Below are 16030 nucleotides of genomic sequence, written 5' to 3'. Positions count from 1 at the left end.
CGGAACCCCACGATCATCGGGGCCGACGGCCCCATGCAGACACAGCCTTCGCCACCGCCGGCGGGGAAGGAAGGGGGGCGGGGGCGTCGCCGAACGCAAAACCCCCGCCCCCCATTCACCTCGTCACCCGCGCCCTTCGAAACCCGAAGGGCGCATCGCTCACTTCAGGTCGACGCCTTCGAAGCGATGGACGCCGAACGGGTCCATCTTGTAGCCGACGACGTTCTTGGCAAGACCCATGTACACCACCGAATGGGCGATGGTGTACCAGGGCGCCTCTTCCTTGAAGATCACCTGCGACTGTTCGTACAGCTTGGTGCGGGCGGCGATGTCGGTGGTGCGCTTGGCCTGGACGACGAGGTCGTCAAACTCCTTGTTGCACCACTTCGACAGGTTGTTGCCGCCCGGACGCGCCGCCTCGCAACCCAGCAGGGTGTAGAGGAAGTTGTCGGGATCGCCGTTGTCGCCGGTCCAGCCGAGCATGCCCATCTGGTGCTCGCCCTGCTGCATCCGCTTGCGGTATTCACCCCACTCGTACTGCACGATCTTCGCCTTGACGCCGACCTTGGCCAGATCGGCCTGCATCATCTCGGCGACGCGCTTGGCGTTGGGGTTGTAGGGGCGCTGCACCGGCATCGCCCACAGGTCGGTTTCGAAACCGTTGGGGTAGCCGGCGTCGGCCAGCAGCTTCTTCGCCCGCTCGATGTCGTACGGATAATCCTCGATCGCGTCGTTGTACGACCACATGGTCGGCGGGATCGGGTTCTTGGCCGGGACACCGGCGGCCTGGTAGACCGCGGCGACGATCGCCTTCTTGTCCATCGCCATGCTGACGGCGCGGCGGACGCGCACGTCGTCGAACGGCTTCTTGGTCACGTTGAAGGAGACGTAACCGACGTTCAGGCCTTCCTGCTCCTGGACGAGGATCGAGGTGTCCTTCTTCATCGCCTCGATGTCGGCCGGGTTCGGGTACGGCATGACCTGGCATTCGTTGGCCTTCAGCTTGGCCAGCCGGACCGCCGCGTCGGGCGTGATCGCGAAGACGAGGTTGTCGAGCGGCTGCTTGCCGCCCCAATACTGTTCGAACGCCTTGTAGCGGACGACGGCGTCCTTCTGGTAGGCGACGAACTGGAACGGACCGGTGCCGATCGGAACTTGGTCCAGCTTCTCCGGCGTGCCCTTCTTCAGCAGCATCGCGGCGTATTCGGCCGACATGATCGGCGCGAACGGCATGGCGAGGTTGGCCAGGAACGGCGCCTCGACCGCGTTCAGGGTGAACTTGACCGTCAGGTCGTCCACCTTCTCGATCGACTTCAACAGCTTGGGCATCGCCATGTCGTTGAAGTAGTCGTACGCGCCGCCCGACACCTTGTGATAGGGGCTGTCGGCCTTCCACTGGCGCTCGAACGAGAAGATCACGTCGTCGGCGTTGGCGTCGCGCGTCGGCTTGAAGTCGGCGTTGCTGTGCCACTTGGCGCCGGCGCGCAGCTTGAACGTGTAGACCAGACCGTCGTCGGAGATCGTCCAGGATTCGGCCAGGCCCGGAACGACCTTGGTGCCGCCGTGCTCGAACTGGACGAGGTTGTTGTAGACCGGAAGCGCCACGTCGAAGCTGGTGCCGGTCGTGTTCAACATCGGGTTGAAGTTTTCAGGGCTGCCCTCGGAGCAATAAACAAGGGTCTTCGCGGCCTGGGCCGGCGCCGTCAGCGCCAGCGCCGCGGCCATACCAAGCCCGGCACCCAGCAGGATGCGCTTCATTCGTCTTGCCTCCCGATTCCGGTTGGAGCGTTCAGGGAATTTGCCAGATCGCTTTTGGAAATAAGGCAGCCATTTGGCGCGTGCCAAAGGCACCTGTCAACGTGAACATGCATACGTCGTTACGTCACACCGTACCGCATCTTTTGAGGTGCCAACACGATGTTTCCAACTGATTTTGTCGCCGGAAACGCAACAGTTGCGAAGCGAACTGTTTGCTTGACCGAACGGACAGAACCCTCACCCACCGAATCGCACAGAGCAAGCGAAACGCGGGAGCGGGTGCCCACCGGCGGCAGCCGGACGGCAGCCATGCGCACCCGCCGTGAAGGTCGCCATGGGGCCGCATGCTAGGCTGAGTTGCAAGTCATTTCCGCCATGGGACCTCTCGACGCCGATGCCGCCCCTGTTCCGTTCCGGTCCGTTCGCCGCCTACAGCCTTTATCTGATCGGGTCGGCGCTGCTGGCGTCCAACCCGGTGGTCGGCCGGGCCGTGGCCCATGTGGTGCCGCCGATCGGGCTCGCCTTCTGGCGCTGGCTGATCGCCTTCCTGATCGTCCTGCCCTTCGCCCTGCGGGGGTTGCTGGTCCACCGCCACCGGTTGCTGCGGGAGTGGCGGCGCTACCTGCTGCTCGGGGTGCTGGGCCAGGGGATTTCCGGCGCCATCGTCTATTACGGGCTGGAGCGGACCAGCGCCACCAACGCCAGCCTGATCTACGCCACCAGCCCGGCGATGATCCTGGGCATCGCCGCGGTGTGGCTGGGCGACGCGATCCGACCGCGCCAGGTGCTGGGGATCCTGCTGGCGATGGCCGGCGTGCTGGTGATCCTGACCCGCGGCGATCTGGAGGCGCTGCGTCACCTGACCGTCAGCGTCGGCGACCTGCTGGTGCTGACCGGGGCGGTGTCGTGGTCGGTCTACACCATCCTTCTGCGTCAATCGGGCGCACCACTTCCGGTGGTCACCGCCTTCGCCGCCAACGCCTTCGCCGGCGTGCTGGTGCTGGCGCCCTTCTACGCGTGGGAGAGCGTCGCGGTGCGGCCGGTGCCGTTTTCCGTCGTCACCTTCCTGTCGATCGTGGCGGTGGCGCTGTTCGCCTCGGTCCTGGCGCTGCTCGCCTACCAGAAGACCATCGCGATGATGGGGGCGGCGCGCGCCTCCACCGCGCTGTACGTCTCGCCGCTGTGGGCGGCGCTCGCCTCGATGCTGCTGCTGGACGAGCCGTTGCAGGGCTTCCATCTGGTCGGCGTGCTGTTCGTGCTGCCCGGCGTGACGCTGGCGACGCTGCCCGGCCGCCGGGCGGCGACGGTCACGGCCGAAGAGGCTGCGCCGGCTCCGTCGAAGGCGCTCTGACGGCGGGCTTGATCCCGGGCCGGCGCCCGCCCATCTTGGCCGGACCTTTCGTCCGCGGCCGACCGGCACCCCGATGTCCCAGACCTCCCCCACCCCGCTCCTGCTCTGCGCCGACGATTACGGGCTGGCGCCCGGGGTGAACGCCGCCATCCGCGAGCTGATCGCCGCCGGACGCCTGACCGCCACCTCGGTGATGAGCCTGTGCCCGCACTGGCGCCCCGAGGCCGATGCCCTGCGCGCGCTGAAGGACAAGGCCGACGTCGGGCTGCACTTCACCCTGACCGACCAGCCGCCGCTGGGGCCGATGCCGACCCTGGCGCCGGAGGGACGATTGCCGCCGCTGGGGCGGCTGATGGGCTGGGCCTACCGCGGGCGCCTGAACACGCCGGCCGCCCGTGCCGAGATCCGCGCCGAGCTGGCGCGGCAGCTCGCCGCCTTCCGCGACGGCTGGGGCGGCCCGCCCGACCACATCGACGGCCACCAGCATGTCCACCAGCTGCCCGGCGTGCGCGAGGCGGTGGTGGAGGCGCTGGCCACCCTGCCCGGCGCCTATGTCCGCCTGTGCGGCGAGCCGGTGTCGGCGGTGCTGCGGCGCGGGGTGGCGGTGCCGAAGACGCTGCTGATCGGCGGGCTGGGCGGCGGGCTGGCCCGGATGGTGCGGGCGCGCGGCATCCCCGCCAACGACCGCTTCGCCGGCGTCTACGACTTCGCCGGCAAACAACCGCTCGCCGCGCTGATGCCGCGCTTCCTCGACGGGATCGCCGGGGGGGCCGGCAACCGCACCCTGGTGATGGTGCATCCCGGCCTGCCCGACGCGGACCTGCGCCGGGTCGACACGCTGGTCGAGCCGCGGCGCAGCGAATACGACTATCTCAAGGGGCCGGAGTTCGCCGCCCTGCTGGAGCGGCGCAACATCCGCCTGACCCGCTTCGCCGGGCTGACCGCCTGACGCGAACCGTCACTCCTCGTCGGGTTCCCAGGCGCGGCGGCGCAACTTGAAGCGCTGGACCTTGCCGGTCTCGGTCCGCGGCAGCGCGTCGAGGAATTCCACCGCGCGCGGGTACTTGTAGGGCGCGATGTGCTCCTTGACGTAGCTCTGCAGCTCCTCGGCCAGACGTTCGTCGGCGAGCACGCCGTCGCGGATGACGACGAAGGCCTTGGGGATCGTCCCGCGCACCGGATCGGGCGCGGCGATCACCGCGCATTCCTGCACCGCCTCGTGGCCCAGCAGGATGTTCTCGACCTCCAGGCCGGAGATCTTGTAGCCGGCCGACACGATCAGGTCGTCGGTGCGGGCGTGGTACCAGAAGAAACCGTCCTCATCGACGTGGAAGGCGTCGCCGGTCAGGTTCCAGCCCTGCTGGACGTAGCATTCCTGCCGCGGATCGTCGAGGTAGAGGCAGCCCGTCGCCCCGCGCACCGCCAGCCGCCCGACCTGGCCCGGCGGCAGGCGGCGGAACTGGTCGTCGACCACCATCGCCTCGTAACCGGGCACCGGCTTGCCGGTGGAGCCGGGGCGGACGTCGCCGGGCACCGCGTGCAGCACCGCGTTCAGCAGCTCGGTGGTGCCGAGGCTGTCGAGAATCTCCAGACCGGTCGCCGCCCGCCAGTCGTCGAAGGTCAACTGCGGCAGCGGTTCGCCGGCCGACACGCACAGCCGCAGCGACCGCAGGCCGTCGGCCACCCTGGGGTCGGCGGTCAGCCGACCGATCATGCCGCGGTACACGGTGGGCACGGTGAACATCACCGTCGCCTTGTGCCGCGCCGCCGCCTCCAGCAGCCGGTCGCAGGTGCCGCGCTCCAGCAGGATGACCGAGGCGCCGATGCGCAGCGGGAACAGCAGCAACCCGCCCAACCCGTAGGCGAAGGCCAGCGTCGGCGAGCCGCAGAAGACATCGTCGGCGCGGGTTTCCAGCACCGAACGCGGCGACAGGTCGGTGATCGCCAGCAGATGGCGGTGCAGGTGGGCCGCCGCCTTGGGCGTGCCGGTGGTGCCGGAGGTGAAGGCGATCAGCGCCACGTCGTCGTTGGCGGTGTCGGCCGCCTCGAAGCCCGCCGGCTTGGTGGCGATGCGGTGCTCCAGCTCGCCGTCGCGGAAGCCGACGATGCGCAGCGACGGCACCGCCGCCTCTTCCAGGTCGTCGAGGTAGCGGGTGTCGCACAGCGCCATGTTGATCGACGCGCGCTTCAGCACATCGGCCAGTTCGGGCGCGCGCAGCAGCGGCATGGTCGGCACCAGCACGCCGCCGGCCTTGATCACCGCCAGCCAGCAGGCCGCCAGCATCGGCGTGTTCGGTCCGCGCAGCAGGACGCGGTTGCCGGTGACCAGCCCGTAATCCTCCGTCAGGACGCGGGCGATGCGGTCGACGGTGTCACGCAGGCGGCCATAGCTCCACACCTCGCCGTCGCTGCCGATCAGGCAGGGCCGGTCGTCCCAGCCGCGGTCGCGCCAGCCGTCGATCAGGGCGGAGGCGGCGTTCAGGCGTTCAGGGTACCGGAGTTCCGGGCGGTCGAGGATCAGATCGGGGCGCTGGGACGGCGCCGGCAGGCGGTCGCGGGCGAAACTGTCGCGATGCCCGGATGGTGCCATGCGCCTGCCGTCCTCCCCCCGCTGGGCGACGGGTGCGGCTGGACGGGCATAATCGGCGGGCGGGCCGGGCCGCCACACACGCGACTCAGACACGGCCATGCCATCGGCCGGCGCGAAAGCGCATCCCTTCATGGGTTTGCTCCATCTCCCCCGCGGCGGACGTTTGATCACGCCCCCGTCTTTTTCTTTGTGCTCCGACTATAGTGCCGTGGGCGGGAACTGAGCCATGCAACGAACGAATGGTGGATGCACCATCAATCGCCATTCCCGCTGGGCCAAGTGCCTGGAATCGGCTGGTTTCCGTTGGTGAGACCCGCGTTTTGCATCGAAAGTATTGGTGAGCCCTTCGAAGGTCTCAGCCGTTTTGCAGATACAGGTCGATCTCGCCCTGTTCCATGACATGGGCGGTGCCGTGGATGATGCCGTTGGCGACCTGGATGATGCGGTGGATCATCGCCACCGAGGTCTGGCAGTCGAGCCGCAGCTTTTCCGGATCACCGCTGTCGATGTCGGTGCCGATCCGCTCCAGGGTGCGGGCGATGACCTGATGGGCCTGGGCGATGGTGTCCTCGAACGGCCGCCGGAACTTGGACGGCACATGCTCGTACGCCTCGATGGCCAGCTCGCGGTCGGAAAAGCCGCTGTCGCGGAAATGCTCGGCGTAGGTCTTGGGCTGCCAGATCAGGCATTCCTCGAGCATGTCCGGCATGTCGGGGATCATCTCGATCAGCATCACGATTTCGTTGAAGTGATTGAGATAATCGGTGGCCAGCAAGGTCTTTTCGGAAATGTTCGTGCCCTGGACACGCGCCCGCCACAAGGCATGGTCGGCCAGTTCGTCCGGCGGAACGCCGTCCATCAGGGACCGATCGAACTCTTGGTCTTCCATGCACAAACCCGGACCCGATGCGGCAACTGGACGGGCGGCGCACGACCACCACCCCCCACTAATGACGGTGAGCCGATGTCCTTAACTTCCGATTAAGCGCGTTGCAAGCACCGGGTTGCGACGAACACCGGTTCCGCTCCGTCGCCACACGGCGAGAAAATTTCGCCGCCGGCGCCACTCACGATGAACGCGGGGCGCGCGGCGGCGATAGGGACTGGCGGTTCAGGGAGGAATCACACCATTGCCTCTCAGAACACCGCGCCGGCGGTTTGGTTCCAGCCTTGGCGCGGCGGACCGGCGCGACGGCAGAAAAACGCGCCGGCCTGGGGGAAGACCGGCGCGTTCGAGGATCGGGAACACTCGCCTCGCCCTCGCACAGCCTGGGCCGGAGGGCAATGTCAGACTAGCCCGCTAAGCCTTTCCGAACGGTTAAGCGCTCCCTCCTGGAACTCCCTAGGCCGGGGTGACGCTGGTCATCGGCCGGCTCCCCATTCAGGCATCTCCCACACGCTTCGACCCTATCCGGGCTGGGTAATTCCTTGCAGGTATCTCGAATAAATCTTTCGGGTTCACTCCCGTTAGGCCGTGGACTGCGCCATATGATTTCGACCGTCGCGGGTCGGGATGCGTCAGTCTGTTCATCGAAGCAGCGTCGACGGCGTTGCGACCTCACGCGAAGGACCAACCGCCGCGATGGCCCGCCCGGCACGCGGTCGGTCGATCGGGGCAGGATGCCAGGAACACGCGCCGAAGAAAGGCACGGGGAGTAAAGATGGAGCAGTACACCGGTCACTTCATGCAGCATTTGCCCTACCTGCGCCGCTACGCCCGTGCGCTGACCGGCACGAACGGGCGCGGAGACGCGTTGGTGACCCAGACCCTGGAGTGGTACCTGGAGGTGAACGAGGCGGACACCGACAAGGGCGGCAAGGCCGGCGACCTGTCCCGCGGCACGCTCTACCGCCATCTGAACGAATTGCAGGACCAGGAAGGCCTCCCGCCGTCCATCGCCCCCTACCACCCGGTGGAATCGGCACTGGCCACCCTGGAGGAGGTCGACCGCCGGCTGTACCTGCTGGTCAACCTGGAGGATCTGCCGGTCGGCGACGCCGCGGCGGTGCTGGACCTGCCGCCGGAGGCGGCGATGGAGCGGCTGAACCACGCGCGGGAACGCGTGCGGGCCCGGCTGACCGCCACCATCCTGATCGTCGAGGACGACGCGATCATCGCCTTCGACCTGGCGGAGACGGTGCGCGGCATGGGCCACATCGTCTGCGGCAACGCGGCGACGATGGACGAGGCGCTGGCCCTGGCGGCGGAGCACCGGCCGACGCTGGCGCTGATGGACATCCGGCTGGCCGACGGCGACAACGGGCTGGAGGTCGCGCGCGAGCTTCGGGCCCGCCGCTTCCTGCCGGTGATCTTCGTCACCGCCTTCCCCGATGATCTGGCCAAGCACGGGCTGGAGCATCTGGGCCCGGTCATCCCGAAGCCCTTCACCCGCGACCAGATCGAACAGGCGATCACCCGCGCCGTGTTCATGCCCCAGCCGGAAGACACCCGCGAAACCGCCCAGCCCCACTGAGGGGGCGGGCGGCGCGCGCCTGCTTGGAGTCTGCCAGATGCCTGCTGACGCATCTGACAGACTCCAGCTCTTTGATTTCCCGCGTGATTCACGGCCCAGGCGTTTCCGCTTGAACCGATCGCACTCTAGCGGAAGACCACCGTCTTGCTGCCGTTCAGCAGCACGCGGTGTTCGACGTGGTAACGGACGGCGCGGGCCAGCACGATGTTCTCGATGTCACGCCCGATGGCCACCAGGTCGTCGGGCGTCATCGTGTGGTCGACGCGCTCGGCCTCCTGCTCGATGATCGGGCCTTCGTCGAGGTTGGAGGTGACGTAGTGCGCGGTGGCGCCGATCAGCTTCACCCCGCGCGCGTGCGCCTGGTGGTAGGGCTTGGCGCCCTTGAAGCTGGGCAGGAAGCTGTGGTGGATGTTGATGACCCGGCCGGCCATCCGCTCGCACAGCGCGCCGGACAGCACCTGCATGTAGCGGGCGAGCACCACCAGGTCGATCTTCTCGTCGTTGACGATGTCCAGCAGGCGCTGTTCCTGCTGCGCCTTGTTGTCGGGCGTCACCGGGATGTGGTGGAACGGGATGTTGTGCCACGCCGCCAGCTGGTAGAAATCGCGGTGGTTGGAGACGATGGCCGGGATCTCGATCGGCAGGTAGCCGGTGCGGTAGCGGTACAGCAGGTCGTTCAGGCAGTGGCCGAACTTCGACACCATGATCAGCACGCGCGGCCGGCGGCGGGTGTCGTGCAGCTTCCAGGTCATGGCGAACCGGTCCGCCACCTGGGCGGCGAAGTCGGCCTCCAGCACCGGCTGGGACGGGCCGCCGGGGCCGGTGGAGAAGTTGATGCGCAGGAAGAACAGGCCCGAGATGCGGTCGCCGAACTGGGCGCTGTCGATGATGTTGCAGCTCCGCTCCGCCAGGAAACCGGACACCGCGAAGACGATGCCGACCGTGTCGGGGCAGGAAATGGTCAGGATATAGTCGGAGCCGGTCTCAGACATCGCGCATCCACCGTGGCGTGCATTGGGAACAGAAGGAGGGCTTCCCTATCACGAACACCGCTCTGTTGCACTTGCTTCATGAGCAGGGCTGAGGTCGGGGCATCGGAGCCTGTGGATGCCCCGGCGGGGTGGCGGCACGGCGCTCTGGCCTCCGCCCGCCGACGGTGCGACAATCGGCGCCATCACTCAGGCGAGGCGGGTCACCCCATGACATCCGGCGGCAAGATCATCGGCGAATACACCAAGGGCAAGGTCGACAAGCTGCTGACGGCCGACGCCGCCGACAGCAGCCGCAGCCAGCGCATCCGCCATTTCCTGGAAAACATGGACGCCGCGATCCTGGAGGCCAATTGCGAGGTCATCGGGCGCGAGCTGCCGAACCTGAACCGGGATTCCTTCCTGCGCATGGCGGTCCGGGTGGCGGAGTTGCGCGCCGACTACATCCGCGCCGGCCTGAAGACCTCGGAGGCGCGGCACCCCGACCCCGGCGCGGTCGCCGACCTCGCCCGCCTGCGCACCGCCTACGAAGAGATGCTGGCGGTCTACGAAGCGGCGGAGCGGGTGATCGAGCGCGGCTACGCCAAGCTGGGGTAGCGTCCTCCGGAAAAACAAACCCCTCCCCCGCGGTCTGGCGGAGAAGGGGCGGAAAAGAAGGGAACGCCGGCCGACCGCGCCCAGGGGGAGCGTACAGGGGGACGTGCGGAGCGGCGTAACCCGGGCCGGCGTCGCCGTTATGTCCGGCGCCGGTTGGTCATGTTGGGGCAGAGCGTCCTCAATGGAGCATCGTCACCGGAGCGTCTTCAACGGGGGGCCGGCGTCAGACGTCGTTGAAATGCTCCAGCTCGCGGCGCAGGCTGGTCGCCTCCTGCCGCAGACCCACGAGACGGCGGACGTCGGGCGCCGGGCGCTGTTCCTCGCGCTCAAGCTCGTCCTCGACCTCGCGCTGCTCTTGCCGGATGATGTTGAACAAGGCTTTCCTCAACATCGACACCTCCCGAGCTGATCGCTAAAATTTTAGCGCTTTTCCAATCCGTCTTCAAGCAACCAATGACGTCTGTCGAATCCTCGGATCGTCAAGTCTGCCCGTGTGTCGAAGCTCTCACAAATATTCAGGAATGGTAACCTGCCCGACCTTGACAATACTTTTTCGCGCACGCATTGGTTAACGAGTCAGGGTAAGACCAACGGGCGGCGCGACCCGGTGTTCGGATCGCTCCGCACTTGACGACCCCTCCTCAAGCGGCACGGTGTTTTTCGACCATGGAGCGACGACAGCTGCTTCGGCTTGGGCTGAGCACGCTTTGGATGAGCGGGATGGGGACGGCCGGGCTGGCGCTGGCCCATCCGGCCGCGGCGGCGGCGCGCCAGCCGGAGCGCAAGCCGCCGGGGACGCCCCGCGCGCGGCCGCGCGTGGTGATGCTCGACCCCGGCCACGGCGGCAACGATCCCGGCGCCATCGGCACCCGCGGCACCTTCGAGAAGGAGGTGACGCTCGACATCGCCCGCGGCGTCGCCCGCTCGCTGGCCGAACGCCACGGCGTGACCGCGACGCTGACCCGGCGCGACGACCGTTTCCTGACACTCGACGAGCGGGTGCAACTGACCCGCAAGGCCGGGGCCGACCTGCTGGTGTCGATCCACGCCGACAGCGCCCCCAACGCCGACGCCCGCGGCCTGTCGGCCTACATCCTGTCCGACAAGGCGTCGGACGCCTTCGCCTCGCGCCTTGCCCAGCAGGAGAACCAGGCCGACCGATTCGGCAAGGCCGGGGCGGTCGGCGGCGGGCGGATCGTCAAGGACATCCTGCTGGACCTGACCGCCCGCCACACCCGCAACGCCTCGCTGGCGGCGCGGCAGCTGCTGGTCGAGGGCGCCGGGCGGGAGCTGCACCTGCTCGACAACCCGATGCGCTCGGCCAATTTCGCGGTGCTGAAGGCGCCCGACGTGCCGTCGGTGCTGGTCGAAACCGGCTTCCTGTCCAACCCGAAGGACGAGGAGATCCTGCGCGATCCCACCGCCCGCCGGGTGGTCGCCCGCGTCCTGGCGCGCGAAATCGCGTCGGTGCTCTCCAGCCCAGCTTTCGCCTGATTTCGCCCTGAGACTGCCAGAATCCGACCGCGGTTGTCGCTGCGCCGGCTTCCTTCGCAGGCGCAGCAACTGCAACATCCGTGCATCACTACGGGACAAAGTGACGATGACTGGCGAAGCCTCCGAAATTCCCCGTTGCAAACTCCGTTCCGCCGTGACTTTTTCCGGCCGCGCGCCGTGTCCGCCCGGCGCTTCGCACACCGGCAAGAGGAGGCACGCTGTGACGGGTTTGAGCCGCCTTTGGGCGTTGCTTGGCCTTGCCTGCGCGGCGGGGCTGACCCAGGCCGGCTGTGCGCCGCTGGTGCTCGGCGGCGCCGGTGGGGCCGCCGTCGTCGCCACCCAGGAACGCGGCTTCGGCGGGTTCGTCAGCGACACCGAAATCCGGACGCGCATCAACTACCTGTGGATGCAGCAGTCGTTCGACCTCGCCAACCGCATCGGTTTGACGGTCGACCAGGGCCGGGTCCTGCTGACCGGGCACGCCGCGGACGCGCAGATGCGCCTGGACGCGGTGCGGCTCGCCTGGCAGGCCAAGGGCGTCAAGGAAGTCATCAACGAGATCCAGGTCGACAACAATTCCAGCATCGTCGACAGCGCGCGCGACACCTGGATTTCAACCCAGATCCGCAGCGCCATCACGTTCGATGCGGATATTCATAGCCAAAACTACAGCATCGATACCGTCGATGGCGTTGTCTATCTGATGGGTGTCGCCGCCTCGCAGGACGAGCTGGACCGGGTGGTCCGGCACGCCCGTTCGGTCGCCAACGTTCAACGCGTCGTCAGCTATGTCCGCCTGCTCTCCAGCCTCCAGGGTTGAAACCTAACCGCCATGGCCTCCGCCCTTGCCCGCGCGTTCGCGCTCGTCCGCACCGCCGCCGTCGCCGCCGCCCTGTTGCTGTCCGCGGCGTCGGGGGCGACGTTGGGGGTGGCGTCCGCGGCCGGCCCCGCCATGGCGCAGGCCGCCGGCGGGGCGGATGCCGGGGGCAACGACGCGCCCGCCGGCACGCCGGGCCCGGCCAACCGCATGTTCGTGCAGGCGCTGCAACTGATCCGGCAGGCCGACGGCACCTATGACGTCGCCGAGGAGTCGCGCCTGCTGAAAGAGGCCGACAAGCTGTTCAACGAGATCGTGACCAAGTACCCCGACAGCCCGCTGGCGGTGCAACTCGTCACCAACCAGTTCGTCGGCGACTTCGACTTCTACGAATTCCGCTCGCGCATCCGCGCGCTGGTCTGCAACGAGCCGCTGAGCAGCCTGTGCTTCCTCCACCGCATCGGCGAGATGCTGCCGCCGGTGGAAACGCCGATCTCGGCGGCGCGCTGGGACTGGCTGTCGCTGGCCGTCGCCTACCAGCAGCTGGGCGATCCCGGCCGCGCCAAGGAGATCGTGGCGCCCTTCGTCAGCGCCGTGCGGCGTGGCGGCGTCGCCGACAGCTCGGGCCAGGACCTGTTCGTCGCCCGCGCCCTGGCGCTGATGGGCCAGTCGCCGCTGGCGCTCGACATCACCCGGCAGATCAACGACTGCTCCACCCGCATCTACAACCTCGCCGACATCGCCAAGGCGGCGGCGTGGCGCGGCGACAGCGGCCTGACCAACGCACTGGCCGACGAGGCCAAGAGCTACGCCGCCAGCCACAACTGCGCGTGGGAGCTGGGGCTGGTCGCCCAGACGCTGCTGCGCGCCGGCAAGGAGGCGCAGGCCCGCACCCTGTTCCTGAACACGGTCGAGACCCAGTTCTCCAAGTTCAAGGAAACCAAGGGCGAGTGCTGCCCGCCGGAACTGGCGGTGGCGGCGGCCGACCTCGGCGACGCCAAGCTGGCGCTGGGGCTGCTCAGCACGGTGCAGGACGAGAATCCCTGGACGGTGCCGGCGGTGCTCGGGCGGCTGGGCAAGCGCGGCGACATGGCGCTGGCGGTGGAGTATGCGGCGCAGACCGCCGACATCGACACCCGCGGCGAGGCCTACGCCGACCTGATCGAGGCGGCGGTGAAGCGCGGCGAACCGGCCGCCGGCAACGACCTGATGAACCGCCTGAACAAGCTGGTCGACGAGGCCGCCGGCCGCCGGCCCGGCCTGCTGGCCCAGAAGGCCAAGGCGGAAAAATCCTTCTACAACGACGACCGCTGGCGCCGGACCTTCCAGCAGGCGATCAACGCGGCGGAGAAGGCCAGCAACTTCGTCCGCCGCGACATCGGCGCGCCGCTGCTGGCGGCGCTGGTCCGGATCGAAACCGGGCTGCCGATGCTCGACTGAGGTCGGGGGGTTACTCCCCGCCGACCGACAGCACGATCTTGCCGATGTGGCGGTTGCTTTCCATCAGGCGGTGGGCGTCGGCGGCGTTCGCCAGCGGGAAGATGTCGTGGACGACCGGCTTGACCCGGCCCGCGGCGATCAGCGGCCAGACCCGTGCGCGCAACTGGCCGGCAATCGCCGCCTTGTAGGACACCGGGCGGGCGCGCAGGGTCGATCCGGTCAGCGTCAGGCGCTTGGTCATCACCGGGAAGAAGTTGACGGTCGCCGTCGCCCCGCGGACGAAGCCGATGCAGACGTAACGCCCGTCGACCGCCAGCGCGTCGATGCTGCGGCCGACATAGTCGCCGCCGACGATGTCGAGCACGACATTCACGCCGGCCCCGCCGGTCGCGTCCTTGACCACGGCGACGAAGTCCTCATTGTCGTAGTCGATGGCGCGCTCGGCCCCCAGATCGGTGCAGGCGCGGCACTTGTCGGCGCCACGGGCGGTGGCGAAGACGCGGGCGCCGAAGGCCGCGCCGAGCTGGATCGCCGTGGTGCCGATGCCGGACGTGCCGCCATGGACCAGCAGCGCCTCGCCGGGCTGCAGGCCGCCGCGCTCGAACACGTTCGACCAGACGGTGAAAAATGTCTCGGGCAGCGCCGCCGCCTCGACCATCGACAGGCCGGCCGGGATCGGCAGGACCTGCGCCGCCGGCACCACGCAGAATTCGGCATAGCCGCCGCCGGCCAGCAGGGCGCAGACCGGATCGCCGACGCTCCAACCGCCCACTCCGTTGGGGACGCCCTCGCCCAGCGCGGCGACGGTGCCGGCGACCTCGAGGCCAGGGATGTCGGTGGTGCCCGGCGGCGGGTTGTACTTGCCGAGCCGCTGGAGCACGTCCGGCCGATTGACCCCGGCGGCCTGCACGGCGATCAGCAGCTCGCCGGCCGCCGGCTCCGGCACCGGGCGGCGCACCGGGACCAGCACCTCCGGCTTGCCGGGTTGGCTCACCCCGATCGCCATCATCGTTCCGGATTCGCCCATGCCGCACCTCCCCCTGCCCTGTCGTTTCGTTGACGGAGGGGCACTGTGTCGCGGCGGGACCGTGGGCGGCAACGCGGCGGCGGAGCGGATTTCGCCCTGCGGAAAGATCAAAAAAAATGGCCGTGCTGTCATCAGCACGGCCAGTCTCCGAGAGAAGCGCGAACATGCAAAACAACACATCCGCCCGATGGGAAAGGAACGCCTTTCCCAAGACGGACAATCGCACCGATCCGTCAAGAACGCGCCGGAAATTCGCGGCTTTTCCACCTCGCGGAAACCGTCCGACGACCATGAAAAAGGGCCGCATTCCGTTGGGAACGCGGCCCGAGTGCGCCAGGGAGGAAACACCGACGGGCGCACCTCCCGTCAGCTCTTGGCGTTCATTGTGCGTGGATGGAAAGCCGGATCAGTTGGCGACCGGAACCCGGCCGCCCAGTTCCATGGTCACGGCCGCGGCGGCGCGCTTGACCATCTCGCCCAGCGCGCGCAGCCGCGCGTCCTCGATGCGCCGGCTGGAACCGGACAGCGACAGGGCCCCCATCACGCGGGAATTCTCGTCGAAGATCGGCGCGGCGACGCAGCGCAACCCCGACACCCGCTCCTCCTGGTCCAACGCGTAGCCGCGGGTGCGGACCAGCGTCAGGTCGCGGTGCAGCGCCGGCAGCGACGACAGGGTGCTGCGGGTGAACTGGCGCATGCCGCGCTGGGTCACGATGGCCTGCACCTTGGTCTCGGGCATGCCGGCGAGCAGCGCCTTGCCGACCGCCGAGCAGTGCAGCAGCGTGCGGTCGGCCGGCGGCACCGCGACCTGGGCGGCGCGCGGACCGCCGACGCGGGCGAGATACAGCGCCTCGCCGTTCTCCTCGACCGCCAGATTGACGATCTCGCTGCTCTCCTCCATCAGGCGGCGCATGCGCGGGCGGGCGACGTCGACCAGATTGCGGGTCTTCAGGAAATTGGTGCCGGTCATGTAGGCCTGCACGCCGACCACCCAGCCGCGCACGCTCTGGTCGAAGCGGACGTAGCGCTCGTACTGCAGCGTCGTCAGCAGGCGATGGGTGGTGGAGGGCGACAGGCTGGCGGCCTCGGCGATCTCGGTCAGGGTCATCGGGCTGTCCGCCGCACCCAGGATGGTCAGGATGTTCAGCGCGCGGCAGAGCGACTGCACCACCTGGCCGCGCTCGGCCTTGGCGTTGTCGTTCTTGACCAGCGGGGTCTCGATGATCGCGGTCTTGATGATCGCCGCGGCGCCCTCGCTGGGGTCCTGGTGGATGACCCGGCGCGCCATGGCGGTGGTGTGGGCTTGCGCTTTCATGTCCCATCTCCCTCGGGGTATCGGCGCTTTGGCAGCGCCTGTCTGTTGCGGCTGATGTGCGGACGAAAGACGTGTGTGCGGACAAGGAACGTTCGGTTGGAACCGCGGGACCGCTTGGCGGCGGTCCCGCGGGATGGTGTCAGCCCTTGAAGACCGTCAGCATGGTCGAACCCAGCGC

14 protein-coding genes are annotated in these 16030 nt (G+C 68.3%); 7 read left to right on the top strand and 7 right to left on the bottom strand.

From position 1 onward, the window contains the following. Positions 1-159: 159 nt before the first annotated feature. Entirely contained in the window at positions 160-1758 is a 1599-nt protein-coding gene (locus tag TSO352_RS30870; RefSeq protein ID WP_109111105.1) for an ABC transporter substrate-binding protein, read from the bottom strand. Positions 1759-2152: 394 nt separating this feature from the next. Between TSO352_RS30870 and TSO352_RS30865 the strand changes: the two genes are divergently transcribed. Together TSO352_RS30865 and TSO352_RS30860 are read left to right on the top strand one after the other, a co-directional pair. Next, positions 2153-3109, top strand: a complete 957-nt coding sequence (locus tag TSO352_RS30865; RefSeq protein ID WP_109111104.1) for a DMT family transporter — start codon at positions 2153-2155, stop codon at positions 3107-3109. 73 nt (positions 3110-3182) lie between these two features. After that, positions 3183-4058: a ChbG/HpnK family deacetylase gene (locus TSO352_RS30860; RefSeq protein WP_109111103.1), complete on the top strand. Its 876-nt coding sequence runs from the start codon at positions 3183-3185 to the stop codon at positions 4056-4058. Between the two features lie 9 nt (positions 4059-4067). On the opposite strand, the gene TSO352_RS30855 is transcribed toward TSO352_RS30860, so the two are convergent. Together TSO352_RS30855 and TSO352_RS30850 are read right to left on the bottom strand one after the other, a co-directional pair. Next, the gene (locus TSO352_RS30855; RefSeq protein ID WP_109111102.1) at positions 4068-5699 is read right to left on the bottom strand and encodes an AMP-binding protein; all 1632 of its coding nucleotides are present in this window, start codon (positions 5697-5699) and stop codon (positions 4068-4070) included. A 355-nt stretch (positions 5700-6054) separates the two neighbouring features. Continuing rightward, positions 6055-6588: a hypothetical protein gene (locus tag TSO352_RS30850; protein WP_247872557.1), complete on the bottom strand. Its 534-nt coding sequence runs from the start codon at positions 6586-6588 to the stop codon at positions 6055-6057. Between the two features lie 772 nt (positions 6589-7360). On the opposite strand from TSO352_RS30850, the gene TSO352_RS30845 reads away from it, so the two are divergent. Then, positions 7361-8173 (top strand): response regulator, encoded by an 813-nt coding sequence (locus TSO352_RS30845; protein ID WP_109111100.1) that lies wholly within the window; start codon positions 7361-7363, stop codon positions 8171-8173. Between the two features lie 125 nt (positions 8174-8298). Here the strand turns inward: TSO352_RS30845 and purU are convergent, their stop codons facing one another. Next, positions 8299-9165 (bottom strand): formyltetrahydrofolate deformylase, encoded by an 867-nt coding sequence (gene purU / locus TSO352_RS30840; protein ID WP_109111099.1) that lies wholly within the window; start codon positions 9163-9165, stop codon positions 8299-8301. Between the two features lie 207 nt (positions 9166-9372). Here purU and TSO352_RS30835 point away from each other — a divergent pair, with 207 nt between their 5' ends. Further along, entirely contained in the window at positions 9373-9759 is a 387-nt protein-coding gene (locus tag TSO352_RS30835; protein ID WP_109111098.1) for a hypothetical protein, read from the top strand. Positions 9760-9982: 223 nt separating this feature from the next. Here the strand turns inward: TSO352_RS30835 and TSO352_RS33690 are convergent, their stop codons facing one another. Beyond that, a complete protein-coding gene (locus tag TSO352_RS33690; protein ID WP_199231792.1) occupies positions 9983-10150 on the bottom strand; it encodes a hypothetical protein in 168 nt (55 codons plus the stop codon). 320 nt (positions 10151-10470) lie between these two features. On the opposite strand from TSO352_RS33690, the gene TSO352_RS30830 reads away from it, so the two are divergent. The 3 genes from TSO352_RS30830 (at position 10471) to TSO352_RS30820 (ending at position 13510) form a co-directional block, all read left to right on the top strand. Beyond that, positions 10471-11253 (top strand): N-acetylmuramoyl-L-alanine amidase, encoded by a 783-nt coding sequence (locus TSO352_RS30830; protein ID WP_247872556.1) that lies wholly within the window; start codon positions 10471-10473, stop codon positions 11251-11253. A 106-nt stretch (positions 11254-11359) separates the two neighbouring features. Then, on the top strand, positions 11360-12073 hold the full coding sequence (locus TSO352_RS30825) for a BON domain-containing protein (RefSeq protein WP_247872555.1): 714 nt from the start codon (positions 11360-11362) through the stop codon (positions 12071-12073). Between the two features lie 12 nt (positions 12074-12085). Beyond that, entirely contained in the window at positions 12086-13510 is a 1425-nt protein-coding gene (locus tag TSO352_RS30820; RefSeq protein WP_109111095.1) for a hypothetical protein, read from the top strand. A gap of 10 nt (positions 13511-13520) precedes the next feature. Here TSO352_RS30820 and TSO352_RS30815 read toward each other — a convergent pair whose 3' ends face one another. Continuing rightward, positions 13521-14537, bottom strand: a complete 1017-nt coding sequence (locus TSO352_RS30815) for an NAD(P)H-quinone oxidoreductase (RefSeq protein WP_109111094.1) — start codon at positions 14535-14537, stop codon at positions 13521-13523. Between the two features lie 406 nt (positions 14538-14943). Next, positions 14944-15852, bottom strand: coding sequence for an IclR family transcriptional regulator (locus tag TSO352_RS30810; protein ID WP_109111093.1), 909 nt, complete (start codon positions 15850-15852; stop codon positions 14944-14946). Between the last annotated feature and the right edge of the window lie 178 nt (positions 15853-16030).

Origin of the sequence: Azospirillum sp. TSO35-2, from assembly GCF_003116095.1 — a bacterium.
Classification (GTDB): domain Bacteria; phylum Pseudomonadota; class Alphaproteobacteria; order Azospirillales; family Azospirillaceae; genus Azospirillum.
Note: the sequence above shows the minus strand (reverse complement) of the source record. Positions and strands in the feature narration are given on the sequence as shown.